A 24,798-nucleotide genomic window follows, 5' to 3' on the forward strand; every position below is an offset into this window, starting at 1 on the left:
GCCCCGCGCGGAGCGGTGCTCCGGCGGGGCGCGGTCGGGAGGGACACGGGGTCAGCTGATGGAGACCTCGGGCTCGCCGGAGGCGATGCCGTCCTTCTCCATCTGCTCGGCGATCTTCATGGCCTCTTCGATGAGGGTCTCGACGATCTTCGACTCGGGGACGGTCTTGATGACCTCGCCCTTGACGAAGATCTGGCCCTTGCCGTTGCCGGAGGCGACACCGAGGTCGGCCTCGCGGGCCTCGCCGGGGCCGTTGACGACACAGCCCATGACGGCGACGCGCAGCGGCACCTCCATGCCTTCGAGCCCGGCGCTGACCTGGTCGGCGAGCTTGTAGACGTCCACCTGGGCGCGGCCGCAGGAGGGGCAGGAGACGATCTCCAGGCGGCGCTGGCGGAGGTTGAGCGACTCCAGGATCTGGATGCCGACCTTGACCTCCTCCGCGGGCGGGGCGGAGAGGGAGACCCGGATGGTGTCGCCGATGCCCTCGCTGAGCAGGGCGCCGAAGGCGACGGCGGACTTGATGGTGCCCTGGAAGGCGGGGCCGGCCTCGGTGACGCCGAGGTGCAGCGGGTAGTCGCACCGGGCGGCGAGCTGGCGGTAGGCGTTGACCATGACGACCGGGTCGTTGTGCTTGACCGAGATCTTGATGTCGTGGAAGTCGTGCTCCTCGAAGAGCGACGCCTCCCAGAGCGCGGACTCGACCAGGGCCTCGGGGGTGGCCTTGCCGTACTTCTGGAGGAGCCGGGCGTCCAGCGATCCGGCGTTGACGCCGATGCGGATCGGCGTGCCGGCGTCCTTGGCCGCGCGCGCGATCTCCTTGACCTTGTCGTCGAACTGCTTGATGTTGCCCGGGTTGACGCGGACGGCCGCGCAGCCGGCGTCGATCGCGGCGAACACGTACTTCGGCTGGAAGTGGATGTCCGCGATCACCGGGATCTGGGACTTCGCGGCGATGGTCGCCAGCGCGTCCGCGTCGTCCTGGGTCGGACAGGCCACGCGCACGATCTGACAGCCCGAGGCGGTCAGTTCGGCGATCTGCTGGAGGGTGGCGCCGATGTCCGAGGTGCGCGTCGTGGTCATCGACTGCACCGAGACCGGTGCGTCCCCGCCGACCGCCACGGAGCCGACCTGGATCTTGCGGCTGACCCTCCGGTCGGCGAGCTTGGTCGGAACGTCGGGCATTCCGAGAGAAATCGCAGTCATGCGCTGAGCATCCCCAAGGTGTGGATCAAGGTCCCGAGATCGGCGGGCTCCGGCCTTCGAGGTTACGTCACCGCGTGCGGCCCGGAGCACACCGCGTCCGGGAGCCCGGGAAAAATCCGGCGGCCCGGACGCACCGCGCGCACCACCCGTCACTCGGGGTGTACGGGGACTCGCGCGGCGCGTCCGGGAGCGGTCAGGAGATCTTGACCGGATTGACGACGTCGGCGACCAGGACGAGCAGGGTGAAGCAGATGAACACCCCGGCGACGACGTAGGCGACCGGCATCAGCTTGGCCACGTCGAACGGGCCCGGGTCGGGGCGCCGGAAGACCTTGGCGAGGTTGCGGCGCAGCGCCTCCCAGAGGGCGCCCGCGATGTGTCCGCCGTCCAGCGGGAGCAGCGGGAGCATGTTGAAGAGGAACAGCGAGAGGTTGAAGCCGGCCAGCAGGAACAGCATCATCGCGATCTGGTTCTGCGCCGGGACGTCCAGCGTCATCACCTCGCCGCCGATCCGGGCGGCGCCGACGACGCCCACCGGGGAGTCCGCCGCGCGCTCGCCGTCGCTGAAGGCCGCGTCCCAGAGGTCCGGGATCTTGGAGGGCAGGGCGATGATCGAGTCCACGCCGTTCTCGATCATGTCGCCCATGCGGACGACGGATTCACCGAAGGTGAGCGGGAGGATCTCCGTCTTGGCCGCGAAGCCGAGGTAGCCGGCGTCGACGAACTTCCCGGGGATCACCTCGCCGTCGGAGTCCTTCTTCGCCACCGAGTTCCGCTTGAGTACGGCGTGCAGGGTCTGCTCCTGCCCGTCGCGCTGGACGGTGAGGGTGGCGGGGCCGATCGTGTCGCGGATCCGGTCGGAGAGCGTGGACCACTCGTCGACCTTCTGGCCGTTGAAGGCGACGATCTTGTCGCCCACCTTGAGCCCCGCGGCCTGGGCGGGCGAGACCGGGTCGGACGCCTTGCAGGTCTCGCGCTTCTCGCTCTGCGCGATCACGCACTTCTGGACGCCGGCGACATCGGTCGTCTGGGTCTGGAAGCCGAAGGTCATGGCGACGCCGAGGAAGATCGCCACGGCCAGGACCAGGTTCATGAAGGGTCCGGCGAACATCACGATGACGCGCTTCCACGGCTTGCGCGTGTAGAAGAGGCGGGTCTCGTCGCCCGGTTCCAGTTCCTCGAAGGCGGCGGAGCGGGCGTCCTCGATCATGCCGCGCCACGGCGAGGTGGAGCGGGCCTCCAGCCGGCCGTCCGGGCCCGGCGGGAACATCCCGATCATGCGGATGTAGCCACCGGCCGGAATGGCCTTGATGCCGTACTCCGTGTCCCCCTTCTTCCGGGACCAGATCGTCGGCCCGAAGCCGACCATGTACTGGGGGACGCGGATGCCGAAGAGCTTGGCCGTGGAGAGGTGGCCGAGTTCGTGCCAGGCGATGGAGAAGAGCAGGCCGAAGGCGAAGACCGCGATGCCGAGGATCGTCAGCAGGATCGTCGTCAAGCTCATGCGCGCGCCTCCGCGGTGGCCTCGGCCGAGAGTTCCCGGGCCCGGGTCCGCGCCCAGGCCTCCGCTTCAAGGACGTCCGCGACCGTCAGCGAAGTTCCCGCCGCCGGTGTGCCGTGTTCCTCGACGACGGCGGTGACCGTGTCCATGATCCCGTTGAACGCCAGCCGCCCGTCCAGGAACGCGGCCACGCACTCCTCGTTCGCCGCGTTGAACACGGCGGGGGCGGTGCCGCCCAGGGCGCCCACGTGCCGGGCGAGCCCGACGGAAGGGAAGGCCTCCGTGTCCAGCGGGAAGAACTCCCAGGTGGAGGCCTTGGTCCAGTCGAAGGCGGGGGCGGCGTCGGGAACCCGCTGCGGCCAGCCCAGTCCGATCGCGATGGGGCCGCGCATATCGGGCGGGGTGGCCTGGGCGAGGGTGGATCCGTCGGTGAACTCGACCATGGAGTGCACGTACGACTGGGGGTGGACGACGACCTCGATGCGCTCGAACGGGATGTCGTAGAGGAGGTGCGCCTCGATGACCTCCAGGCCCTTGTTGACCAGGGTCGCCGAGTTGATCGTGATGACCGGGCCCATGGCCCAGGTCGGGTGGGCGAGCGCCTGTTCCCGGGTGACGCCGGAGAGTTCGTCCCGGGTACGGCCCCGGAAGGGTCCGCCGGAGGCGGTGACGACGAGCTTGCGCACATCGGCGCGGGTGCCGGCGGCGAGCGCCTGGAAGAGGGCGGCGTGCTCGGAGTCGACGGGGATGATCTGGCCGGGCGCGGCGAGTGCCTTGACCAGCGGGCCGCCGACGATGAGCGATTCCTTGTTGGCGAGCGCCAGGGTGCGGCCCGCCTTCAGCGCGGCCAGGGTCGGCGCGAGGCCGATGGAGCCGGTGATGCCGTTGAGCACGGTGTGGCAGTCGCTCGCGGCCAGTTCGGTGGCGGCGTCGGGTCCGGCGAGGATCTCGGGGGGCTGTTCGCCGGTGCCGTACTCCGTCGCCAGCGCCTCGCGCAGGGCGGGCACCGCGTCGGCGGAGGCGACCGCGACCGTACGCACCCGCAGGCGGCGGGCCTGTTCGGCGAGGAGGGCGACGCGTCCGCCCGCGGCGGAGAGCGCGGTGACGCGGAAGCGGTCGGGGTTGCGCAGGACCAGATCGATGGCCTGGGTGCCGATGGACCCGGTGGAGCCGAGGATGACGAGATCCCGGCGGCCTTCCACGGCGTCGAAGACGAGATGCGGGTCGGCGAGGGGGGCGGGGCTGTCGCTCATGCCCCCCATTGTTGCCGCATCGGCTGTGTGCGAGGACAGGGCGCCCCCGGCGCCGCGTCGGGACGGTTCGCTCACGGTGTCCTCAGCCCTTCGCCGAACGGAACGCGGTCCAGGCGGCGGTCATGATCTCCGGGGGTACCCCGCCGATGTCCCGGGTGCCGGTGATCTCCCCGCGGAAGGCGAGGGTCGTGGTGCCGGAGCGGACCACCGTGAGGTACTCGTACAGCGTGGCCTTCCCCTTCACGTCGAGGATCGTGAAGCGGTACGCCTTCGCCTCGTCGGCCTCGGACGCGAAGGCGGGGGCCTTGGCCGGTTCGACCTTCAGGTACTTCGCGGAGGCGATCGCGCGCTCCTCGGTGAATCCGCCGGCGCAGTCCTTCCCCGCCTTGTCGAGGGACTTCATCACGGCGGCGGCCCCGTCGCCGCCGTAGCTGCGCAGGGTGACGTCGACGGTGAGACCGAGCATCTCGTCCGGGATGTCGACCTTGCGCTGGACCTGTGCGGCCGGGTCCGGGTCGGCGGCCTCGGCGGCGAGGCTGACGAGCGGCTGGCAGACGGCGGGGGACGCGGTGTAGCCGTCGCCGAGCGGGCCGTCGAGGACGTACTCGGAGGCCGTGTAGCGGCCGATCTTCTGGCCGTCGGTGAGGGAGGCCGCCGTCAGCCGGGCCTCGTCGGGCGCACCGGCCGTCGGCGCCGGGGTCCCGGTGGCCGGGGCGGACGCCTTGGCGTCCTCGGCCGCCCCGGCGTCCTCGTCCTTGTCGCTGCCGCAGGCCGACGCCCCGAGCACCGTCGCGACGGCGATCCCGACGGCCGCCGCCCGGCGCCACCGGACCCGCTGGTTCCTCACCCCGTGCATGCCTGTCCCCATTTCCTGATCCTCCGGCGCCCGCGCTCGCGCCGCCGGCCGACGGTCGATTGTGCTGGATGTCCGCGGTCCGGGGTCCGCCGGGCCGCTCGGTCTCAGAAGTGCGTCGTCACGCCGCACCTGTCCCGCAGCAGGGCCGTGTCGTGCAGGTCCTGCGGGCGCGGCTCGTAGCCGCGGTGGAAGTCGGCCTGCCGGGCGGCCGAGACGCAGCGCACCCCGCGCCCGCCGACCGTCCCCCTGACGAAGCAGTCCGCCGGGTAGGCGAACGGCTCATCCGGGTCGAACGAGGACTGGACGGCCGAGCCGTCGGCGGCGAAGCGGAGCGGGTGCAGATCGACCGAGGCGCCGTCGGGGCGGCTCATGACGAAGCGCACGGGGCGCTGGTCCACCGTCTCGGCGTACCCGGCGGCCGCCAGCGCCGCGACGACGGCCGGTTCCTGTTCCTGCCGGTGCAGGAGGTCGAGGTCGCCGTGCGCGCGGGTCTCCTCGCCGACGAGGGCGTCGACCCCCCAGCCGCCGGCCAGCGTCACCTCCGTACCGGCCTCCTCCAACAGAGCGAGTACGGACAGCACTTCGGACGCGGACATCATGCCGCGGAGCCTATCCTCCCGTGCCGCGCGGGATCTCCCGTACGAGCCGCTCCGCGAAGGCGGCGAAGGCGTCGTGGAAGCCGGGGAAGGTCTTGCGGACGCAGCCGGGGTCGTCGTACGTGATGCCCGGCGTGCGCAGCGCGGTGACGGCGAAGGACATGACGATGCGGTGGTCGCCGTGGGTCTCGATCCGGGCGGGCGCCGGGGTGCCGGGCAGGATCTCGATCCAGTCGGGGCCGGTGGAGACGGTGATGCCCATGCGCCGGAGGTTGTCCGCGCACGCCTCCAGCCGGTCGCACTCCTTGACCCGGGTGTTGCCGACGTCCTCGATGCGGACCGGTCCGGAGGCGAAGGGGGCGATCGCGGCGAGGGTCGGCATGGTGTCGGAGATGTCGCGCATGTTGACGGTGAGGCCGTCGAGGCGGCCGGTGGAGCGGACCGTCGTGGCCTCGGCCGTCGTACGGACGTCCGCGCCCATCCGCCGCAGCACGTCGACGAAGGCCAGATCGCCCTGGAGGGCCCCCTCGCCGAGGCCGGGCACGGTGACCTCGCCGCCCGTGAGGGCCGCCGCCGCGAAGAAGTAACTGGCCGTGGAGGCGTCCGGTTCGACGGCGTAGGTGGTGGCCCGGTAGCCGCCGGGCGGCACGGTGAAGACGGTCCCGCCGGGGCCGCTCCGGGCGACCTCGACGCCGAAGTCCCGCATCATCGCCAGGGTGATCTCGATGTACGGGGCGGACACCAGATCGGTGACGGTGATCGTGAGGCCGTTCTCGGTCAGCGGCCCGAGCATCAGCAGCGCGGTGAGGTACTGGCTGGACTGGCCGGCGTCCAGGGTGAGCGCGCCGCCCTTGATGCCGGCGGCCTCGATGCGCAGCGGGTGGTGGCCTTCGGCCTCCTCGTGGCGGAGGTCGACGCCGAGGGCGCGCAGCGCCTCGGTGAGCGGGCCGAGCGGGCGGCGGCGCATCTGGGCCGAGGCGTCGAAGCGGAAGCTGCCGCGTTCGCCCGCGGCGGCCAGGGTCGGCAGGAAACGGGCGGTGGTCGCCCCGTCCCGGCAGTAGACGTCGGCCTCGGCGGCGGCGGGCCCGGACGGCCGGCCGGTGAGCCGCCAGGCGTCCGGCCCGCGCTCCACCGGGTAGCCGAGTGCGCCGAGGCCCTCGGCGAAGCCTTCGGTGTCGTCGGAGCTCAGCGGGCGTACGAGGGTGGTGGTGCCGTGCGCGGCGGCGGCCAGGAAGAGGGCGCGCGCGGTGACGGACTTGGAACCGGGGACATGGATGACGGTCACGGGCGTCCATCCTGCCGTGCGGGGCTCGCGGCGGCGGCGCGCGTCCATCGGGTGGACGCCCCGGCCGGGCACCGGAGCGGCCCGAACCCCCGCACAGTTCCGGGTTCGGGCCGCTCCCCTGCCGTCCGCCGCCGCCGTCTCACTGTCCGGGCGGAAGCGTGCGGCGGCCGGCAGGGCCTGGGGTTGTCTCTAGAGGGCGAGGCCGGTGAGGACCAGGACGCGCTCGTAGGTGTAGTCGTCCATGGCGAAGCGGACGCCCTCGCGGCCGACGCCGGACTGCTTGGCGCCGCCGTACGGCATCTGGTCCGCGCGGTACGAGGGGACGTCGCCGATGATCACGCCGCCGACCTCCAGGGCGCGGTGGGCGCGGAAGGCAGCCTGGATGTCGTGGGTGAACACGCCTGCCTGGAGGCCGTACTTGGAGGAGTTCACGGCGGCGAAGGCCTCGTCCTCGCCGTCGGCCCTCCGCACCGAGAGGACCGGACCGAAGACCTCCTCGTGGGCGAGGGTGACGTCGTCGGGGAGTCCGGCGAGGACGGTCGGCGCGTACGTCGCCCCGTCGCGCGTCCCGCCCGCGAGGAGTTCGGCGCCGGCCCGGACGGCCTCGTCGACCCAGGACTCGACGCGCCGGGCGGCCTTCTCGTCGACCAGCGGGCCGACGTCGGTGGCGGCGTCCGAGGGGTCGCCGGTGACCTGGGCCTCGACGGCCGCGACGATCCGGGGCAGCAGCCGGTCGTAGACGGCGGCGTCGGCGATGACGCGCTGCACCGAGATGCAGGACTGGCCGCCCTGGTAGTTGGAGAAGGTGGCGATGCGGGTGGCGGCCCAGTCGAGGTCGGCGTCGGAGGCGTAGTCGCCGAGGACGACGGCGGCGCCGTTGCCGCCGAGTTCCAGGGTGACGTGCTTGCGGGGCACCGAGTCCATGATCGCGTAGCCGACCGGGGCGGAGCCGGTGAAGGAGATCACGGGCAGCCGCTCGTCCTGGACGAGGGCGGGCATCCGGTCGTTGGGGACCGTGAGGACCGACCAGGAGCCGGCCGGGAGGTCGGTCTCGGCCAGCAGCTCGCCCAGGATCAGCGAGGAGATCGGGGTGGCCGGGGCGGGCTTGAGGATGATCGGGGCGCCGACGGCGATGGCCGGGGCGACCTTGTGGGCGCTCAGGTTGAGCGGGAAGTTGAACGGCGCGATCCCGAGGACCGTGCCGCGCGGGAAGCGGCGGGTCAGACCGAGCCGGCCGGTGCCCCCGGCGTCGGTGTCCAGGCGCTGGGCGTCGCCGCTGTTGAAGCGGCGGGCCTCCTCGGAGGCGAAGCGGAACACGGAGACGGCCCGGCCGACCTCGCCGCGGGCCCACTTGATGGGCTTGCCGTTCTCGGCGGAGATCACCTGGGCGATCTCCTCGGTGCGCTCGGCCAGCCGCCGGGCGACGTGGTCGAGGGCGGCGGCGCGGACGTGCGCCGGGGTGGCCGCGAACTCCTCGCGCACCGCGTGCGCGGCGGCCACGGCCTCCTCCACCTGGGCCTCGGTGGGCACGCTGACCGTGCCGACCAGGCGTCCGTCCCAGGAGTTGGTGACGTCGAAGCTGTCCTCGCCGGTGGCCTCGCGGCCGGCCAGCCAGAAGGCGTGGGTGGAGGTCATGGAGGTGGTGGCCCTTCGGAGTCGTGGGGTGTGCCGTCCCCACCGTAGGGCCGTGACGGCCTCCCGGCGTTTGTCCGGCGTGGAGCAGAGGCGTCCACGGGTGCGCCGGATTGTCCGAGGCGGTGCGCCGGCCGCGGGCCGGTCAGGCGGTGGCCGGGGATCCGGTGACCTTGAGGGCCAGCCACAGCTCCATGCGGACGTCCGGGTCGTCGAGCGAGCGGCCGAGGATCTCCTCGACCCGGCGCATCCGGTAGCGCAGGGTGTGCCGGTGGACGCCCAGGTCCGCCGCGGCGGCGTCCCACTGGCCGTGGTGGGCGAGCCAGGCCCGCAGCGAGGCGACGAGGTCGCCGCGCCCCTTGGCGTCGTGCTCGTACAGCGCGCGGAGCATGCCGTCGGCGAAGGCCCTGACCGCGTCGTCGGCGAGCAGCGGCAGCACGGAGCCCGTGGCCAGTTCCTCGTGCTCGACCAGGGCCCTGCCGCGCCGACGGGCGACGGAGAGGGCCTGTTCGGCCTGTTTGTACGCGGCGGAGACAGCGATCGGGCCGGACGGTGCGGAGAGGCCGACGGTCACCGCGGGCTCCTCCGCCGCCGGTTCGCCCGGGGACGCGGCCTCCCGCGCCTCGGCGTAGCCGGTGCAGGCGGCGACCGCGGCGCCGCCGTCCGCGGCCAGCACGACCAGGCGCTCGCCCTCCGGCACCATCAGCAGGGTCTCCCCGCAGCGGGCGGCGACGGTCTCCATGACCTCGGCCAGCGGCGCGGTGTCCTGGGCGTCGGCGGCCTCGGCGATGACCAGCCGGAAGGGGGCGTCGAGCAGTCCCCCGTACAGGTCCCCGGCGACGGCGCGGGCGTGGTCGGACTGACCGGCCAGCAGCATCCGCAGCACGGCGGCGCCGAGCCGCTGTTCGGCGCCCTGGAGCGAGCGGTTGCGGGCGGTGGTGAGCGTGAGCAGGGCGACGGCGGAGTGGACCGCGTACCGTTCGGCGGTGCCGAGCGCCGCTCCGGTGCCGACGGCCAGGGCGCCGCGGACGTGCCGGCCGGTGCCCAGGGACTGCAGTTCGACGCGGTCCTCGGTGCCGCCGACGACGACGCTGGCCGGTGCCGGGCGCTCCCTCAGCCGCACCACGTCCGGGGTGAGCCGGGCGGCGCGGCGGGCCGCCCAGTCGGGCGCGGCGGCGACGACGGCGCCCGAGGCGTCGTAGAGCGCGGCCCAGCCGTCGATGTGGGCGGCGAGCCGGGTGAGGAGTTCGGCGGGTCCGTCGCCGGTGAGGGCCGCCCGGGTCAGCTCGCGCTGGGCCTCGAAGCCGGCCGTGACGGCCCGGTACTGGTCGGCGGCGATCTCCGAGGAGACGGCCTTGGCGATCGCGAGGAACGGCGTGCGGCGCGGTACCTCCAGCAGCGGCAGCCCGGCCTCCTCGGCGGCGTCGACCAGGGGCTGCGGCACCTCGTCGTAGGTGACGCCGACCGCGAAGCCCACCCCGACGACCCCGGCCCCGGCCAGCCGCCGCACATAGCGCCGCATGGACTCGGGGTCGTCGGCGGCGAGGTTGGTGGCGGTGACCAGCAGCAGTTCCCCGCCCTCCATGTAGGGGACGGGGTCGGCCAGCTCGCTGGCGTGCGCCCAGCGCACCGGAACACCCAGGCGGTCCGCCCCGGCCCGCACCGTGAGTTTGAGGGCCGAGTGCTGGACGAGCGAGGCGAGCGTGGGCGGCATGGGAATCGGGGGACCTTCGGACGGGGGCGACTTCGCCGTGGCGTATGAACGGCTCGGCTCGATTCTGCCAGGGTGGCGCAGTCCCCGTCACCGTCGCCGTACGGAGGAGTCAGTCGCCGAGCCGCACCAGGAGCGGCGGCGCGTGGTCGCCGCCGACCGTGGTGAGCGAGAGCACCGCGTGTCCCGGGGGCAGCTCGTAGGCGAGGGCGGAGGCGGACCACCGTTCGCGCTCGACCTGGCGGACGGTGACGGCGTCCGTGGTGACGGCCTTGCCGGTGGCCAGTTTCCGCAGGGAGTGCAGGGCGCGGGTGAGCGGCTGGTCGGCGAAGACGCCGTGCTGGGCGACCTCGCGGACCTCCACCCATTCCTTGCCCCAGGCCTCGGCGAAGCGTTTGCCGTCCCAGGTGGTGACGCCGGGGAAGGCCATGGCGCAGCCCACCGCGCCGAGCAGCGCGGTGTGCAGTTCCTCGGGCACGTCGTCCAGGGTGCGCAGGGCGAGGACCGCCCCGGCGTTGACCGAGCGCAGCCTGCGGATGCCCCGGACGGTGTCGGCGGTGACCGTGTGGGTCGCGTCGTCCAGGACCAGGCAGACGAAGAGCCCGCGGTCGGCGCGGGCCGCGGCGATGGCGTTGAACTGGGCCAGGATGAGCCGGGCCAGCACCCGGGAGGCCTCCGCGTGGGCGCGCTCCGGCAGGTCGACGCGGACCCGCAGCGGGTGCTGCTCCAGGGAGCGCAGCGAGAAGGGGCGGGCGTCGGGGCCGGTGGCGAAGAACCCGGCGAAGGCGGGCCGGTCAAGAACCGCGATCCGGTCGGCGAGGACCGCGCCGGGGTCCCCGGGGGCGCCGGCCTGGCGCCTGCGGGCGTCCAGCTCGCGGAGCATCGGGTGGTGGCCGGCCGCCTCCAGGGCCCGGCGCAGCCCGTCGAGGACGGGGCCGGGTCCTTCGAGGAGTTCGCGCAGTTCGGGGACGGAGGGGAAGGTGCCGTGGACCGCGCGGTAGGGGCCCAGGAGCTGGCCGAGTGCGGTGGCCGCGCGCCGGGTGTCCAGGGTGGGGAGGTCTCCGGCCAGTCCCTCGGCGAGGGCGGCGGCCGCCTCGTCGGGGTCGGTCGTGCCGCCGTAGAGGTCGAAGTCGTGCACGGACGCGGGGTCGCCGATGCGGACGACGACGTCGTAGGCGCCGTCCGGGCCGAGCCGGTCGCCCGCGCCGCCGACGGCGAGGACGGCCGCCTGGCCGGTGAGCGCCCGCAGGGCGAGGGATTCGACGACCGGCCGGACCACCCGCTCGGTCTTGCCGGATCCGGGCGGTCCGACGACCAGCAGCGAGGTGCCGAGCGAGGCGGGGTCCAGCGCCATGCCGACGCCCCGGCGCGCGTAGGGGTTGCGCGGGTCGTCGGCGCAGGAGCCGATGCGCACCTGTCCGGTGAGCGCGTCGTGGAGGGCGGTGCGCCGGGGCAGGTCACGCAGGCCGGAGGGGTGCAGGCAGGCGTCGGCGCCCTTGCGCAGGACGGCCGCGGTGAACGTCTCGCGCAGGTCGGGGCGGTTGCGGCTGGTGGTCCAGGCGTGGCGCAGCCGTACGCAGTCCACGTCGTTGAGCCGGTCGTTGCGCACGGCGGCGGTGAGCGCGTCGGCGGCGTCCGGGTGTCCCGCGGCCCGCAGTTCGGGCCAGTGGGAGCGGTCCTCGCCGGGCTGTGCGGGTGCGGCGGGGCGGTCCGGGGCGGGTGCGGGGCGTCCGGTGCGGCGGCGGAGCTCGGCGGCCCATTGGCCGGTGCGGGCGAAGGGCCAGACGATCGCGGTGCCGATGAGGGCGTAGAGCACGAGCGCGACGAGGAGCGCCGCGTACGGGTTGCCGCCGCCGCGCATCCAGCTGGTGGGGACGGCGGGCAGGACGATGTCGGCGAGCGGCACCCGCCGGGTCCAGACGAGCCAGACGGTCAGGGCCGCGCCGCCCGCGGTCAGCCACAGCCGGGCGCGGGTGACCCGGTCCCCCGCGAAGTAGCGGAAGACGTCGGCCCAGCCGCCGAGGCGGGCGGCCCAGAAGCCGAGGGCGAGCACCAGCACCTGGTAGTAGAGGGTGGTGGAGTTGACCACCAGGGCCGGGGCGTCCTCCCGGAGGCCGCCGAAGGACCACCACTCGGGTCCGGTGATGATCTCGATCGGCTTGTACACATAGGGGACGGCGCGCTCGGTGAGGAGCAGCCAGAGCAGGAGCCAGAGCACCAGCGTGGCCACCGGGCCGACCAGCGAGGGGCGCGGCGGCCGCTCGGCGGGCCGGGGCACATGGGCGAAGCGCCACACCCCCGGCGCGGTCGCGGGCCGGGGGGTGTCCAGCCAGGTGGCCGTGGCCGACGCGGGCCGGGCGGCCTGCGGCGCGGGCGCGGCCTGCGGCGGCGGGGCTGCGTGGGGGGCGGCGGGCGGCGGGACGGCGGGCGGGAACGAGGGCGGCGGTCCGGCCGGGCGCGGCACGGAGCCGCCCGGTCCTCCGGCCCGGCCGTCGGGTGGCTGCGCCCCCCGCGTGCCCCGGCCGCCGTACGTACCGTCGTTCTCCATGAACCGTTGCCCCCTGACCAGCCGGGTCCGACCGCTGCACCCGTCAATCTAGTGCGCTCTCACGGTGAGTTCAGCAACGCGCCCGGATGGTGACCGGCCGGGGCGGGGCGGTGCGCGCGGTGCGTTCTGTCCTTCGCGGACAAGGACACGCCCCGCACCACTCCCGTTCGGAGCATGCCCGCTCCCCCTCGCCGCGCCTAGCCTGCAGAAACAAGAGCGTCCGAGACACCCCCCAGGAGCCCCGCATGACCGCTATCCCGCAGGAGCGCCGCGTCGTCACCGCCATTCCCGGCCCGAAGTCCGCGGAGCTGCAGGCCCGCCGGCTGTCGGCGGTCGCCGCCGGGGTGGGGTCCACGCTGCCGGTGTTCACCGCCCGTGCCGGGGGCGGGATCATCGAGGACGTGGACGGGAACCGGCTGATCGACTTCGGTTCCGGGATCGCCGTGACCTCGGTCGGGGCGTCCGCCGAGGCCGTCGTGCGGCGGGCCTCCGCGCAGCTCGCGGACTTCACGCACACCTGTTTCATGGTCACGCCGTACGAGGGGTACGTCGAGGTGTGCGAGCAGCTCGCCGCGCTCACCCCGGGCGACCACGCCAAGAAGTCGGCGCTGTTCAACTCCGGCGCCGAGGCGGTGGAGAACGCGGTGAAGATCGCCCGCGCGTACACCAAGCGCACCGCTGTGGTGGTCTTCGACCACGGCTACCACGGCCGCACCAACCTGACGATGGCGCTGACCGCGAAGAACATGCCGTACAAGCAGGGCTTCGGCCCGTTCGCGCCCGAGGTGTACCGGGTGCCGGTGGCGTACGGCTACCGCTGGCCCACCGGGGCCGAGAACGCCGGCGCCGAGGCGTCCGCGCAGGCCATCGACCAGATCACCAAGCAGATCGGCGCGGAGAACGTCGCGGCGATCATCATCGAGCCGGTGCTCGGCGAGGGCGGCTTCATCGAGCCGGCCAAGGGCTTCCTGCCGGCGATCGCCGCGTTCGCCGCGGAGAACGGCATCGTCTTCGTCGCCGACGAGATCCAGTCGGGCTTCTGCCGGACCGGCCAGTGGTTCGCCTGCGAGGACGAGGGCATCGTCCCGGACCTGATCACCACGGCCAAGGGCATCGCCGGCGGTCTTCCGCTCTCCGCCGTGACCGGGCGCGCCGAGATCATGGACGCCGCGCACTCCGGCGGCCTCGGCGGCACGTACGGCGGCAACCCCGTGGCCTGCGCGGCGGCGCTCGGGGCCATCGAGACGATGCGCGAGCTGGACCTGAACGGGAAGGCGAAGCGCATCGAGGAGGTCATGAAGGGCCGCCTCTCCGAGATGCGGGACAAGCTCCCGAACGGGGAGATCATCGGCGACATCCGCGGCCGCGGCGCCATGATCGCGATCGAGCTGGTGAAGCCGGGCACGAAGGACCCGCACCCCGAGGCGGCCGGTGCGCTGGCGAAGGCCTGCCACGCCGAGGGCGTCCTCGTGCTGACCTGCGGCACCTACGGCAATGTGCTGCGGTTCCTGCCGCCGCTGGTGATCGGCGAGGACCTGCTGAACGAGGGCATGGACGTGATCGAGCAGGCGTTCGCCCGCATCTGATCCGGGGACCGGGGGCGGCGCGCGGCGTTTTCTCCGGGGATGCCCGGTGCCCGTGTGGGGGCCTGTGAAGAAGGTGTGCGGGGGCCATGGCGGGATACCGTTCCCGCTGTCCGTCCCCACCGCCTGACGCTACGGTTTCCGCAGATGAGAGAAACACCCGGCCCGCAGGAATCTGCGGGCGACACCGGGTCGGGGCTTCCCCGGCACCGTCCCGGTGGTGCCTTCGCGCACACCACTGGAGCCTCCGGCTCCGGAACTCCTCACCGATCGGACGGCCGCCCGCCCCACACCCCCCGGGGCGCGCGGCGCACCGGTCCGGCCGTCCGTCCCGGAACAACCCCCCCTGTTCCGGGACGGACGGCTCTTCTCGTTTCCCTGGTGTCGGTGGCGGTGGCCCTGTTCGCCCTGATCACCTGGCAGGTCGCCGCCGGCGGGCCGCTGCGCCGCCTCGACGAGCGCGTCGGGCGGGCCGTCGTCGGGCACGGTCCGCGGTGGCTGACCGAGTTCCTGGCCGATCTCGGCAATACGCAGGTCGCGCTGCCCGTGCTGGGCTGTGCGCTGCTGTGGTGCCTGTGGCGCGGGGAGCGCCGGGCGCCCCTCGCGGCGGCCGTGGCCATGGGGCTGGTGCCGCTGCTCGTCGTGCCGGTGAAGGAGTGGGTGGCCCGGCCGGGTCCGCTGACCCCGGACATCGGCTACTACCCGTCGGGCCACGCGGCGACCGCCGCCGTGGCGTACGGGGCGGCGGCGGTGCTGCTGTCCCGGTACACCGCGTGGCGATGGACGATGCCCGTCGCCTCCGTCCTGCTGACGGTGGCGACGGGCATCGGGCTGGTGCTGCGCGGCTACCACTGGCCCCTGGACGTGGCGGGCAGTTGGTGCCTGTGCGGGGTGGTGCTCGGGGTGGTCAGCCGCCGCGTCCGGCGTGCGTGACCGGCCGCCGCGCGCCGGTGTACGGGATCAGTTGCCGAAGTACGCGTCGAAGTTCTTCGAGAACTCCCCGTTGTTGAAGCGGTCCCAGTTGATGGACCAGGTCATCAGCCCGCGCAGGCCCGGCCAGGTTCCGTGGGTCTGGTAGGAGCCGCAGTCGGTCTTCTTGGTGAGGCAGTTGAGGGCCTTGGTGACCTCGGCGGGCGAGGTGTGCCCGTTGCCGGCCTGGGTGGAGGCCGGCAGGCCGATGGCGACCTGGTCGGGACGGAGTCCGGGGAAGACCTTGGTCGTGTCGCCGGCGACCGGGAAGCCGGTGAGCAGCATGTCGGTCATGGCGATGTGGAAGTCCGCGCCGCCCATCGAGTGGTACTGGTTGTCCAGGCCCATGATGGAGCCCGAGTTGTAGTCCTGGACGTGCAGCAGCGTGAGGTCGTCGCGGAGCGCGTGGATCACCGGCAGGTAGGCGCCGGCGCGCGGGTCCTGGCCGCCCCAGGGACCGGAGCCGTAGTACTGGTAGCCGAGCTGCACGAAGAAGGTCTCGGGCGCCATGGTGAGGACGAACTTCTCGCCGTACTTGGCCTTGAGGGACTTCACCGCGGAGATCAGGTTGACGACCACCGGCGTGGTCGGGTTCCGGAAGTCGGTGTCCCCGGTGTTCAGCGAGAGGGAGTGGCCCTCGAAGTCGATGTCCAGGCCGTCCAGCCCGTACTCGTCGATGATCTTGCTGACGGAGGAGACGAAGGTGTCGCGCGCCGCGGTGGTGGAGAGCTGCACCTGGCCGTTCTGGCCGCCGATGGAGATCAGGACCTTCTTGCCCGCGGCCTGCTTGGCCTTGATGGCGGCCTTGAACTCGGCCTCCGACTCGACGTTCGGGCACTCGGTGACCGGGCAGAGCTTGAAGCGGATGTCGCCGGAGGTGACGGAGGTCGGCTCGCCGAAGGCGAGGTCGATGACGTCCCAGGAGTCGGGCACGTCCGCCATCCGGGTGTAGCCGGAGCCGTTGGCGAAGCTGGCGTGGAGGTAGCCGACGAGGGCGTGGGCGGGCAGGCCGGAGTTGCCTCCGTCGCCCCCGCCGCCGCCCGCGGTGGTGGTCACCGAGACCGTGCCGGACTTCGCCGATTCGCCCGCCTCGTTGGTGGCGGAGACCTGGAAGCCGTACGCCGTCGACGCGCTCAGCCCGGACACGGTCGCCGAGGTGCCCGTGGTGGAGGCGACCTTGGTGCCGCCCTGGTAGACGTTGTAGCCGGTGGCCCCGGTGGAGCCGGTCCAGGACAGGCCGACCGAGGACGACGTCACGGACGAGGTCTTGAGGCCGGTGGGCGCGGCGGGGATCGCGACCGGGTCGCCGCCGGGGCCGACGAGGGTGAGGTCGTCGGCGTAGTAGGCAGGGGTGCCGTACCAGCCGTGGGTGTAGACGGTGACGGACTTGGTCGAGGCGCCCGTCTTGAACGTGGTGGTGAGCTGCTTCCAGGCACCGGCCGACTGGGTCCAGGTGTAGCCGTCGGTGGTGCCCGTGCCCTCGGCGCCCAGGTAGACGTAGCTGCCCTGCACCCAGGCGCTGAGCGTGTACGTGGAGTCCGGCTTGACCGCCACGGTCTGGGAGCACTTGGCGTTGTCGGCGCCGGCCGGGGTGGCCTTGAGCGCCGACGTGCCGCCGTGCACCGGGGTGCTGACGACGGCTCCGGTGCCGCCCGAACAGTTCCAGCCGGTCAGACCGGCCTCGAAGGTGCCGTTGCGCGCCAGGTCGCCGTCGGCCGCGGCGGCGGACGGCGCGGCTGCCGCCAGTCCGCCTGCGGCCAGCAGGGTGGCCGAGAAGGCGGCCAGAAGTCCGGTCATGCGGGCGGGGGGTCCCGTGCGTTCCACAACGGCCTCCGTGCAGGGGGGAATTGGTGGTGGCGCACAACATGGTCCAGACCAATCGGGTTGTCAAGACCTCTGGCATCAGCCACCCCACCCCCGGAGCACCGCCGCGGCCTCGTGCATCGCGGTTTCGAGGGTGGTGGGAGCGGTGAGCGTGCCCGAGCCGTCCGGCGGCACCAGCCAGCGCAGACCGCCCGCGGCCCGGCCCGGACGGGGCACCGCGATCCAGCTCCCCTCCCCCGCGCCGCGCACCCCCGTGCCCATCCAGTGGGAGACCGTGCCCGGCGGCACGAAGAAGCCGGTGCGGCCGCAGCCGGAGTCGGCGAGGACCGGCCCCGGACGGCCGGTGAGACGGGTGAGCACCTCCAGCGTGACGCGGCCCAGCTCCCCCGCGACCGTCAGCACGTCCCAGCGCCGGCCGGCCGGGAGCAGCGCCACCCGCAGCGGATCGCGCTCCCACGCCCACCGGCAGGCGCCGGGGTCCGGCGCCGCCGACGCCAGCCACTCCACCGCTGCCCTGACCCCCGTGCCCGCCATGACCGGTACTCCCTCCGTGCGGCTCCGGCGCCGATCGCCGGTGCGTCCACGGAGAAGAGAGCCGCCGGGCCGAACCCTTACGCGGGTTCGGCCCGGCGGCCGAAGTGAGCTGTGTCACGGCCCGGGGCCGTGCGGGTTCAGCTGTCGAAACCGAGGCCCAGGCGGTCCATCGTCCGCAGCCAGAGATTGCGGTGTCCGCCGTTGGCGTCCGCCCTGGCCAGGGACCGCTTGGTCAGCTCGATCCCGGCCCAGGCCAGCGGCTCGGGCGGGAACGGCATCGGCTTGCTGCGCACCATCTCCAGCGCGGTGCGCTCGGTCCGTTCGCCCGCGAGCAGGTCGAGCATCACATCGGCGCCGAACCGGGTGGCGCCGACGCCGAGCCCGGTGAATCCGGCGGCATAGGCGACCCGGCCCTGGTGCGCCGTACCGAAGAAGGCGGAGAAACGCGAACAGGTGTCGATCGCGCCGCCCCAGGCGTGGCTGAAGCGCACCCCCTCCAATTGCGGGAAGCAGGTGAAGAACTGCCCGGCGAGTTTCAGGAAGGTCTCCGGCCGCTGATCGAGATCGGCGCTGAGCCGGCCCCCGTACGGATAGATCGCGTCGTATCCGCCCCACAGGATCCGGTTGTCCGCGGAAAGGCGGAAGTAGTGGAACTGATTGGCGCTGTCACCCAGTCCCTGACGGTTCTTCCAGCCGATGGCGGCGAGCTGGTCCGCGGTCAGCGGCTCGGTCATCAGCGCGTAGTCGTAGACCGGGACGGTATAGGGGCGCACCCGCTTCACGAGCGAGGGGAAGATATTGGTGCCCAGCGCGACCCGGCGGGCGAACACCTTGCCGTACGGGGTCCGTACCGCCATTCCGCTTGTGGTCCTGGCGAGCTCCAGTCCGCGGGTGTGCTCATAGATCCGCACCCCCAGGTCGAGGCAGGCGCGCTTCAGCCCCCAGACCAGCTTGGCGGGGTGCAGCATCGCCACCCCGCGGCGGTCCCACAGACCGCCCAGGAAGGTCGGCGAATCGACCTCCTCGCGCAGGGCGTCGCGGTCCAGGAACTCGACCCCTCCGAAGCCCAGGCGTTCGGCGTCGCGCTGCCATTCCCGCAGCTCATCGAGTTGATGGGGCTCGGTGGCGATATCGATCTCACCGGTCCGCTCGAACTCGCAGTCGATGCCGTAGCGGGCCACCGCCTCCTCGATGGCGTCGAGGTTGCGGGCCCCCATCTCCTCCAGCCGGGCGATCTCGCCGGGCCAGCGCTCCAGCCCGTTGGGCAGTCCGTGGGTGAGGGAGGCGGCACAGAACCCTCCGTTGCGCCCCGAGGCGGCCCAGCCCGTCTCGTGGCCCTCGATCAGCACGACATCGCGTTCCGGTTCGCGTTCCTTGGCGAGCAGGGCGGTCCACAGACCGCTGTAGCCGCCGCCGATGACGAGCAGATCGCAGTGTTCGGCCCCGGTGAGTGCGGGAAGGGCCTCGGGCCGGCCGGGGTCGTCGAGCCAGAAGGACACCGGCTTCGCGTCGGAGAGTGAGTGTGCAGCAGTACGCATGGCGACGGGGGCCATGGTTTCCAACTCCTTCGGACTTTCAGGGTCGTGCGTTTTTCCGCCGGTTCGCGACGAGCTGGCCGACGAGAACCACCATGACGGCAATGATGAACATCGCCGTCCCGATGACGTTGATCTGGACGGGCGTGCCGCGCTGTGCCGAACCCCAGACGAACATGGGGAAGGTCACGGTGGAGCCCGCGTTGAAATTGGTGATGATGAAATCGTCGAAGGAGAGCGCGAACGCGAGCAGCGCTCCCGCGGCGATTCCGGGTGCGGCGATGGGCAGCGTCACGCGCAGGAACGTCTGCACCGGTCCCGCGTACAGATCGCGGGCCGCCTCCTCCAGCCTCGGATCCATCGACATGACGCGCGCCTTGACGGCCGTCACGACGAAGCTGAGGCAGAACATGATGTGCGCGATGAGGATCGTCCAGAAGCCCAGCTGCGCGCCCATGTTGAGGAACAGGGTGAGCAGCGAGGCCGCCATGACGACCTCGGGCATCGCCATCGGCAGGAAGATCAGCGAGTTGATCGCGCCGCGCGCCCGGAAGCGGTAGCGGACCAGGGCGAAGGCGATCATCGTGCCGAGCACGGTCGCGCCGACCGTGGCCCAGACCGCGATCTGGAGGGAGAGCGAGAGCGAGCCGCACATGTCGGCGACACCGCAGGGGTCCTTCCAGGCGTCCAGGGAGAAGTGCTGCCAGGCGTAGTTGAAGCGCCCCTTCGGCTTGTTGAAGGAGAACACCATCACCACGATGTTCGGCAGGATCATGTAGGCGAGGGTCAGCAGACCCGCGATGACGACCAGGTGGCGTCGGAGCCAGCGCAGTACGGGCATCAGACCAGGTCCTCCGTCCCGGAGCGGCGGATGTAGACGGTGACCACGATCAGGACGACCGCCATGAGGATGAAGGAGAGCGCGGCCGCCGTCGGGTAGTCGAGCACGCGCAGGAACTGGGTCTGGATCACGCTGCCGACCATCTTGGTGTCGGTGGAGCCCAGCAGTTCCGCGTTGACGTAGTCGCCGCTGGCCGGGATGAAGGTCAGCAGGGTCCCGGAGACGACACCCGGCATGGAGAGCGGGAACGTCACCTTGCGGAAGGTGGTGGCGGGGGTGGCGTACAGGTCCCCTGCGGCCTCGTGGAGCCGGCCGTCGATCCGTTCCAGCGAGGTGTAGAGCGGAAGGATCATGAACGGCAGGAAGTTGTACGTGAGACCGCAGACCACCGCCATCGGCGTGGCCAGCACCCGGTTGTTCTCGGTCCAGCCGAGCCAGCTGGTGACGTCCAGGACGTGCAGGGTGTTCAGTACGTCGACGACCGCGCCGCCGTCCGCGAGGATCGTCTTCCAGGCCAGCGTGCGGATCAGGAAGCTGGTGAAGAACGGGGCGATGACCAGCACCAGCACCACATTGCGCCAGCGCCCCGCCTTGAAGGCGATGAGGTAGGCGAGCGGATAGCCGAGCAGCAGGCACAGGAGCGTCGCGGTGCCGGCGTACAGCAGCGAGCGGATGAACTGCGGGTAGTAGTCGGCCAGCGCGTCCCAGTAGGTGCGGAAGTGCCAGGTGACCTCGAAGCCCTGCTCCAGGGAGCCGGTCTGTACGGAGGTGGAGGCCTGGTAGACCAGCGGCAGGGCGAAGAAGACGACGAGCCACAGGATGCCGGGGAGCAGCAGCCAGTAGGGGACGAGGCGCTTGCGCGTGGAGGGCTTGCGCAGGACCGGTTCGGCGGCGGGGACCGGCGGCGCCTCCTGGGTGGGGCTCACGCCGCGTCCTCCACCGTCTCGGTCCCCGCGTCGATGTCCTGGGCCGCGTCCAGACCGAACGTGTGGTCCGGGTTCCAGTGCAGCACGACCTCGGCCCCGGGGGTGAGGCCGGAGCGGGACTCGACGTTCTGCTCGTACACGTGCAGGGCCTTGCCCGCCGGGCTCTCCACAACGTACTGCGTGGAGACCCCGATGAAGCTGGAGTCGACGATCCGGCCGGTGACCCGGTTGCGGCCGTCGGCTATCGCGTCGGCCTCGTCGGCGCGGCTGAGCGAGATCTTCTCCGGGCGGATGCCGAGGAGCAGTTTGCCGCCGTTGTCGGTGGGGCCCGAACAGCGTCCGGCCGGGAGCCGGAGCTTTCCGCCGCCGGCCGAGACGGTGATCTCGTCCCCGGCGGAGACGACCTCGCCCTCGATGAGGTTGGAGGTGCCGAGGAAGTTGGCGACGAAGGTGGTCTGCGGGTTCTCGTACAGATCGGCGGGGGCACCGAGCTGTTCGACCCGTCCGGCGTTCATCACGGCGACGGTGTCGGCCATCGTCATGGCCTCCTCCTGGTCGTGGGTGACGTGGATGAACGTGATGCCGACCTCGGTCTGGATGCGCTTGAGTTCGAGCTGCATCTGCCGGCGGAGCTTGAGGTCGAGGGCGCCGAGCGGCTCGTCGAGGAGCAGCACCCGGGGGTGGTTGATCAGGGCGCGGGCGACGGCGACGCGCTGCTGCTGGCCGCCGGAGAGCTGGTGCGGCTTGCGCTTGGCGAAGTCCCCGAGCTGGACGAGCTCCAGCATCTCGTCGACCTGCTTCTTCACCGACTTGATGCCGCGCCTGCGCAGTCCGAAGGCGACGTTCTCGGCGATGTCCAGGTGCGGGAAGAGCGCGTAGCTCTGGAAGACGGTGTTGACCGGCCGCTTGTACGGGGGCAGGGCGGTGATGTCCGTGCCGCCGAGGGTGACGGTGCCGGTGGTGGCCTCCTCCAGCCCGGCGATCATCCGCAGGGTGGTGGTCTTGCCGCAGCCCGACGCGCCGAGCAGCGCGAAGAAGGAGCCCTGCGGGACGGTCAGATCGAGCGGGTGGACGGCGGCGAAGGAGCCGTACGTCTTGCTGATCCCGGTGAGGCGGACGTCGCCGCCTGTCTGCTGCTGTGTCATGGATCGCGGTCCCAGTGTGTCAGAGGGAGATCAGGGGGAGGGCCCGGCGTCAGGCGCCGATGAGCTTGGCGAACTTCTCCTCGTACGCCGTCTCCTCCTCGGAGGTGAGGGAACGGAAGGCGTGCGACTTGGCCGCCATCTCCTTGTCCGGGAGAATCAGGGGGTTGTCCGCCATGGACCGGTCGATCTTGGCCAGTTCCTCGCGGACCCCGTCGACCGGGCAGACGAAGTTGATGTACGCGGCGAGCTGGGCGGCGACCGGGGGCTCGTAGTAGTAGTCCATGAGCCGTTCGGCGTTGGTGCGGTGCCGGGCGCCCGCGGGGACGAGCATGTTGTCGCTGGAGATGACGTAGCCGGCGGCGGGGATCGCGTACTTGATGTCCGGGTTGCCGGCCTGGAGCTGGATGATGTCGCCGGCCCAGGCGACACAGGCGGCGATATCGCCCTTGTCCAGGTCGGCGGTGTAGTCGTTGCCGGTGAAGCGGCGGATCTGGTTGCGGTCGACGCCCTTCTGGAGCCGCCCGATGGCGGCGTCGTAGTCGGCGTCGGTGAAGTGGGCGGGGTCCTTGCCCATGTCGAGCAGGGTCATGCCGATGGAGTCGCGCATTTCCGACAGGAAGCTGACCCGGCCCTTGAGCTTCGGGTCGTCCAGCAACTGGCTGACCGAGTCGATCCGGCGCCCGCCGGTCGCCTTGGAGTTGTACGCGATGACGGCGGGGATCCCGGCCCAGGGGTAGGAGTGGGCGCGTCCGGGGTCCCAGTCTGGGGCGCGGAACTGGTCGGAGAGGTTCGCGAACGCGTGCGGCAGGTGCGAGGGGTCGAGCTTCTGCGCCCAGCCCAGGCGGACGATGCGGGCGGCCAGCCAGTCGGTGACGCAGATGATGTCGCGTCCGGTGTCCTGGCCCGCGGCGAGCTGCGGCTTGATCTTCCCGAAGAACTCGACGTTGTCGTTGATGTCCTCGGTGTACTTGACCTTGATCCCGGTGCGCTTGGTGAACGCCTCCAGGGTGGGCCGGTGCTTGCCGTCCTCGGTGACGTCCATGTACTCGGTCCAGTTGGAGAAGTTGACCTGTTTCTCCTTGGCCGAGTGGTCGTCCGAGGCCTCGGCGTCGCCCTGGCGCTGGGCGGCGGGGATGCCGCACGCGCTCAGGGTGCCCAGTCCGCCGATCGCCAGCGCGCCCATGCCTGAGGCGCGCAGCAGCGAGCGGCGGGTGAGGGCTCCCCTGCCGTTGGTCAGTGTGCGACGCATCGCGGCCAGCTGGGCCGCGGAGAGACGCTCGGGCTCGTACTGCTCCATGCGCGTTGCCCTTCCGGGTGGGTGTCGGCCCTCGGGCCGGTCTATCGGTCCCCGAAGATCGTGCGGTGCCAGTCCTTCCGGGCCACCGCGGTGTTGTCGTACATGACGTGCTTGACCTGCGTGTACTCCTCGAAGGAGTACGCCGACATGTCCTTGCCGAAGCCGCTGGCCTTGTATCCGCCGTGCGGCATCTCGCTGATGATCGGAATGTGGTCGTTGACCCAGACGCAGCCGGCCTTGATCTCGCGGGTGGCGCGGCCCGCCCGGTAGACGTCGCGGGTCCAGGCGGAGGCGGCGAGTCCGTAGGGGGTGTCGTTGGCCAGGGCGATGCCCTCGTCGTCGGTGTCGAAGGGCAGCACGACCAGGACCGGACCGAAGATCTCGGACTGGACGATCTCGCTGTCCTGCGCGGCCCCGGTGACCAGGGTCGGCCGGTAGTAGGCGCCGTCGGCCAGGGCGCCGCCGGGGGCCTCGCCGCCGGTGACGACGGTGGCGTAGCCGCGGGCGCGCTCGACGAAGCCGGCCACCCGGTCGCGCTGGGCGTGGCTGATCAGCGGGCCGAGGTCGGTGTCCGGGGCGAAGGGGTCACCGACCCGGACGGTCTCCATGAGGGCGGCGACCTCGCGGACGAAGGCGTCGTACAGGGGGCGCTGGACGTAGGCGCGGGTGGCCGCGGTGCAGTCCTGGCCGGTGTTGATGAGGGCGCCGGCGACCGCCCCGTTCGCGGCGGCCTCCAGGTCGGCGTCGTCGAAGACGACGAAGGGGGCCTTGCCGCCGAGTTCCAGGTGGAGCCGCTTGACGGTGGCGGTGGCGATCTCCGCGACGCGCTTGCCGACGGCGGTGGAGCCGGTGAAGGAGGTCATCACGACGTCGGGGTGGCCGACGAGGTGTTCCCCGGCCTCCTTGCCGGTGCCGGTGACGATGTTGACGACGCCGTCCGGGATCCCGGCCTCGGTGGCGGCCTGGGCGAACATCAGCGAGGTCAGGGGGGTGATCTCGGCGGGCTTCAGCACGATGGTGTTCCCGGCCGCGACGGCCGGCAGCACCTTCCAGGCGGCCATCTGGAGCGGGTAGTTCCAGGGCGCGACGGAGCCGATCACTCCGATCGCCTCGCGCCGTACGTACGAGGTGTGGTCGCCGTCGTACTCGGCGGCGGACTTCCCCTCCAGATGGCGGGCGGCCCCGGCGAAGAAGGCGGTGTTGTCGACCGTGCCGGGGACGTCGAACTCGGTGGAGAGCTTGACCGGCTTGCCGCACTGGAGGGATTCCGCGTACGCGAACTCCTCGGCGCGGGCGGCCAGGACCTCGGCGAAGCGGTGCATGGCCTCCGACCGCTCGGCGGGGGTGGCCGACGACCAGCCGGGGAAGGCCGCGCGGGCGGCGGCCACGGCCGCGTCCACGTCCGCGGCCGAGGCCAGTTCGTAGGTGTAGACGGTCTCGCCGTTCGCCGGGTTCACCACGGCGTGCGTCCGTCCTGACGTGCCGGACCGCAGCCTTCCCCCGATGTACTGCGCGCCGTCCGCGAAGCGGTCCTGCACCTGGAAGCCCTTGCCCAT

The 24,798-nt window shown here is 72.2% G+C and carries 19 protein-coding genes; 2 read left to right on the top strand and 17 right to left on the bottom strand.

Annotated features, from left to right (window positions below; genetic code table 11):
* Positions 1-51 precede the first annotated feature (51 nt).
* From ispG to ACFVDM_RS24845, 9 genes are all read right to left on the bottom strand, one after another.
* Positions 52-1,206 (bottom strand): flavodoxin-dependent (E)-4-hydroxy-3-methylbut-2-enyl-diphosphate synthase, encoded by a 1,155-nt coding sequence (ispG, locus tag ACFVDM_RS24805; RefSeq protein WP_383644081.1) that lies wholly within the window; start codon positions 1,204-1,206, stop codon positions 52-54.
* Between the two features lie 193 nt (positions 1,207-1,399).
* Entirely contained in the window at positions 1,400-2,710 is a 1,311-nt protein-coding gene (locus ACFVDM_RS24810; RefSeq protein ID WP_383644084.1) for a M50 family metallopeptidase, read from the bottom strand.
* Entirely contained in the window at positions 2,707-3,960 is a 1,254-nt protein-coding gene (gene dxr, locus ACFVDM_RS24815) for a 1-deoxy-D-xylulose-5-phosphate reductoisomerase (RefSeq protein WP_383644087.1), read from the bottom strand. The genes ACFVDM_RS24810 and dxr overlap by 4 nt, the downstream gene beginning before the upstream one ends.
* Positions 3,961-4,042: 82 nt before the next feature.
* Positions 4,043-4,816, bottom strand: coding sequence for a hypothetical protein (locus tag ACFVDM_RS24820; protein WP_383644090.1), 774 nt, complete (start codon positions 4,814-4,816; stop codon positions 4,043-4,045).
* 104 nt (positions 4,817-4,920) lie between these two features.
* On the bottom strand, positions 4,921-5,415 hold the full coding sequence (locus tag ACFVDM_RS24825) for a nucleotidyltransferase domain-containing protein (protein ID WP_383644093.1): 495 nt from the start codon (positions 5,413-5,415) through the stop codon (positions 4,921-4,923).
* Positions 5,416-5,425: 10 nt separating this feature from the next.
* Positions 5,426-6,697: a 3-phosphoshikimate 1-carboxyvinyltransferase gene (gene aroA, locus ACFVDM_RS24830; protein ID WP_383644096.1), complete on the bottom strand. Its 1,272-nt coding sequence runs from the start codon at positions 6,695-6,697 to the stop codon at positions 5,426-5,428.
* A 189-nt stretch (positions 6,698-6,886) separates the two neighbouring features.
* Positions 6,887-8,332, bottom strand: a complete 1,446-nt coding sequence (locus ACFVDM_RS24835; protein WP_383644099.1) for an aldehyde dehydrogenase family protein — start codon at positions 8,330-8,332, stop codon at positions 6,887-6,889.
* Positions 8,333-8,474: 142 nt separating this feature from the next.
* On the bottom strand, positions 8,475-10,043 hold the full coding sequence (locus tag ACFVDM_RS24840; RefSeq protein ID WP_383644102.1) for a PucR family transcriptional regulator: 1,569 nt from the start codon (positions 10,041-10,043) through the stop codon (positions 8,475-8,477).
* A gap of 109 nt (positions 10,044-10,152) precedes the next feature.
* Positions 10,153-12,588 carry an ATP/GTP-binding protein gene (locus tag ACFVDM_RS24845; RefSeq protein ID WP_383644105.1) on the bottom strand — a complete coding sequence of 812 codons (2,436 nt, stop codon included), beginning with the start codon at positions 12,586-12,588 and terminating at the stop codon, positions 10,153-10,155.
* Between the two features lie 245 nt (positions 12,589-12,833).
* Here ACFVDM_RS24845 and gabT point away from each other — a divergent pair, with 245 nt between their 5' ends.
* Both gabT and ACFVDM_RS24855 read left to right on the top strand, forming a co-directional pair.
* Positions 12,834-14,174 (top strand): 4-aminobutyrate--2-oxoglutarate transaminase, encoded by a 1,341-nt coding sequence (gene gabT / locus ACFVDM_RS24850; protein WP_383644108.1) that lies wholly within the window; start codon positions 12,834-12,836, stop codon positions 14,172-14,174.
* A 378-nt stretch (positions 14,175-14,552) separates the two neighbouring features.
* Complete coding sequence (locus tag ACFVDM_RS24855) at positions 14,553-15,104, top strand: phosphatase PAP2 family protein (protein ID WP_383644111.1); 552 nt, start codon at positions 14,553-14,555, stop codon at positions 15,102-15,104.
* Between the two features lie 27 nt (positions 15,105-15,131).
* On the opposite strand, the gene ACFVDM_RS24860 is transcribed toward ACFVDM_RS24855, so the two are convergent.
* The 8 genes from ACFVDM_RS24860 to ACFVDM_RS24895 form a co-directional block, all read right to left on the bottom strand.
* Positions 15,132-16,964: a chitinase gene (locus tag ACFVDM_RS24860; RefSeq protein WP_383644114.1), complete on the bottom strand. Its 1,833-nt coding sequence runs from the start codon at positions 16,962-16,964 to the stop codon at positions 15,132-15,134.
* A gap of 78 nt (positions 16,965-17,042) precedes the next feature.
* The gene (locus ACFVDM_RS24865) at positions 17,043-17,498 is read right to left on the bottom strand and encodes a hypothetical protein (RefSeq protein WP_383644117.1); all 456 of its coding nucleotides are present in this window, start codon (positions 17,496-17,498) and stop codon (positions 17,043-17,045) included.
* Between the two features lie 137 nt (positions 17,499-17,635).
* A complete protein-coding gene (locus ACFVDM_RS24870) occupies positions 17,636-19,051 on the bottom strand; it encodes an NAD(P)/FAD-dependent oxidoreductase (RefSeq protein WP_383644120.1) in 1,416 nt (471 codons plus the stop codon).
* 22 nt (positions 19,052-19,073) lie between these two features.
* The gene (locus ACFVDM_RS24875) at positions 19,074-19,874 is read right to left on the bottom strand and encodes an ABC transporter permease (RefSeq protein ID WP_383644123.1); all 801 of its coding nucleotides are present in this window, start codon (positions 19,872-19,874) and stop codon (positions 19,074-19,076) included.
* A complete protein-coding gene (locus ACFVDM_RS24880) occupies positions 19,874-20,800 on the bottom strand; it encodes an ABC transporter permease (protein WP_383644126.1) in 927 nt (308 codons plus the stop codon). The genes ACFVDM_RS24875 and ACFVDM_RS24880 overlap by 1 nt, the downstream gene beginning before the upstream one ends.
* Positions 20,797-21,945: an ABC transporter ATP-binding protein gene (locus tag ACFVDM_RS24885; RefSeq protein ID WP_383644129.1), complete on the bottom strand. Its 1,149-nt coding sequence runs from the start codon at positions 21,943-21,945 to the stop codon at positions 20,797-20,799. The genes ACFVDM_RS24880 and ACFVDM_RS24885 overlap by 4 nt, the downstream gene beginning before the upstream one ends.
* Positions 21,946-21,994: 49 nt before the next feature.
* Positions 21,995-23,242 carry a PotD/PotF family extracellular solute-binding protein gene (locus tag ACFVDM_RS24890; RefSeq protein ID WP_383644132.1) on the bottom strand — a complete coding sequence of 416 codons (1,248 nt, stop codon included), beginning with the start codon at positions 23,240-23,242 and terminating at the stop codon, positions 21,995-21,997.
* 41 nt (positions 23,243-23,283) lie between these two features.
* Complete coding sequence (locus tag ACFVDM_RS24895; RefSeq protein WP_383644135.1) at positions 23,284-24,798, bottom strand: gamma-aminobutyraldehyde dehydrogenase; 1,515 nt, start codon at positions 24,796-24,798, stop codon at positions 23,284-23,286.

This window comes from Streptomyces sp. NPDC057682 (assembly GCF_042799575.1).
Lineage (GTDB): Bacteria > Actinomycetota > Actinomycetes > Streptomycetales > Streptomycetaceae > Streptomyces.

Coding starts and splice junctions, on each gene's coding strand:
- ACFVDM_RS24820 (WP_383644090.1), bottom strand. CDS start 4,816: ATGCACGGGGTGAGGAACCAGCGGGTCCGGTGGCGCCGGGCGGCGGCC.
- dxr (WP_383644087.1), bottom strand. CDS start 3,960: ATGAGCGACAGCCCCGCCCCCCTCGCCGACCCGCATCTCGTCTTCGAC.
- ACFVDM_RS24845 (WP_383644105.1), bottom strand. CDS start 12,588: ATGGAGAACGACGGTACGTACGGCGGCCGGGGCACGCGGGGGGCGCAG.
- ACFVDM_RS24835 (WP_383644099.1), bottom strand. CDS start 8,332: ATGACCTCCACCCACGCCTTCTGGCTGGCCGGCCGCGAGGCCACCGGC.
- ACFVDM_RS24875 (WP_383644123.1), bottom strand. CDS start 19,874: ATGCCCGTACTGCGCTGGCTCCGACGCCACCTGGTCGTCATCGCGGGT.
- ACFVDM_RS24870 (WP_383644120.1), bottom strand. CDS start 19,051: ATGGCCCCCGTCGCCATGCGTACTGCTGCACACTCACTCTCCGACGCG.
- ACFVDM_RS24865 (WP_383644117.1), bottom strand. CDS start 17,498: ATGGCGGGCACGGGGGTCAGGGCAGCGGTGGAGTGGCTGGCGTCGGCG.
- ispG (WP_383644081.1), bottom strand. CDS start 1,206: ATGACTGCGATTTCTCTCGGAATGCCCGACGTTCCGACCAAGCTCGCC.
- ACFVDM_RS24825 (WP_383644093.1), bottom strand. CDS start 5,415: ATGATGTCCGCGTCCGAAGTGCTGTCCGTACTCGCTCTGTTGGAGGAG.
- ACFVDM_RS24885 (WP_383644129.1), bottom strand. CDS start 21,945: ATGACACAGCAGCAGACAGGCGGCGACGTCCGCCTCACCGGGATCAGC.
- gabT (WP_383644108.1), top strand. CDS start 12,834: ATGACCGCTATCCCGCAGGAGCGCCGCGTCGTCACCGCCATTCCCGGC.
- ACFVDM_RS24810 (WP_383644084.1), bottom strand. CDS start 2,710: ATGAGCTTGACGACGATCCTGCTGACGATCCTCGGCATCGCGGTCTTC.
- ACFVDM_RS24890 (WP_383644132.1), bottom strand. CDS start 23,242: ATGGAGCAGTACGAGCCCGAGCGTCTCTCCGCGGCCCAGCTGGCCGCG.
- ACFVDM_RS24840 (WP_383644102.1), bottom strand. CDS start 10,043: ATGCCGCCCACGCTCGCCTCGCTCGTCCAGCACTCGGCCCTCAAACTC.
- ACFVDM_RS24895 (WP_383644135.1), bottom strand. CDS start 24,798: ATGGGCAAGGGCTTCCAGGTGCAGGACCGCTTCGCGGACGGCGCGCAG.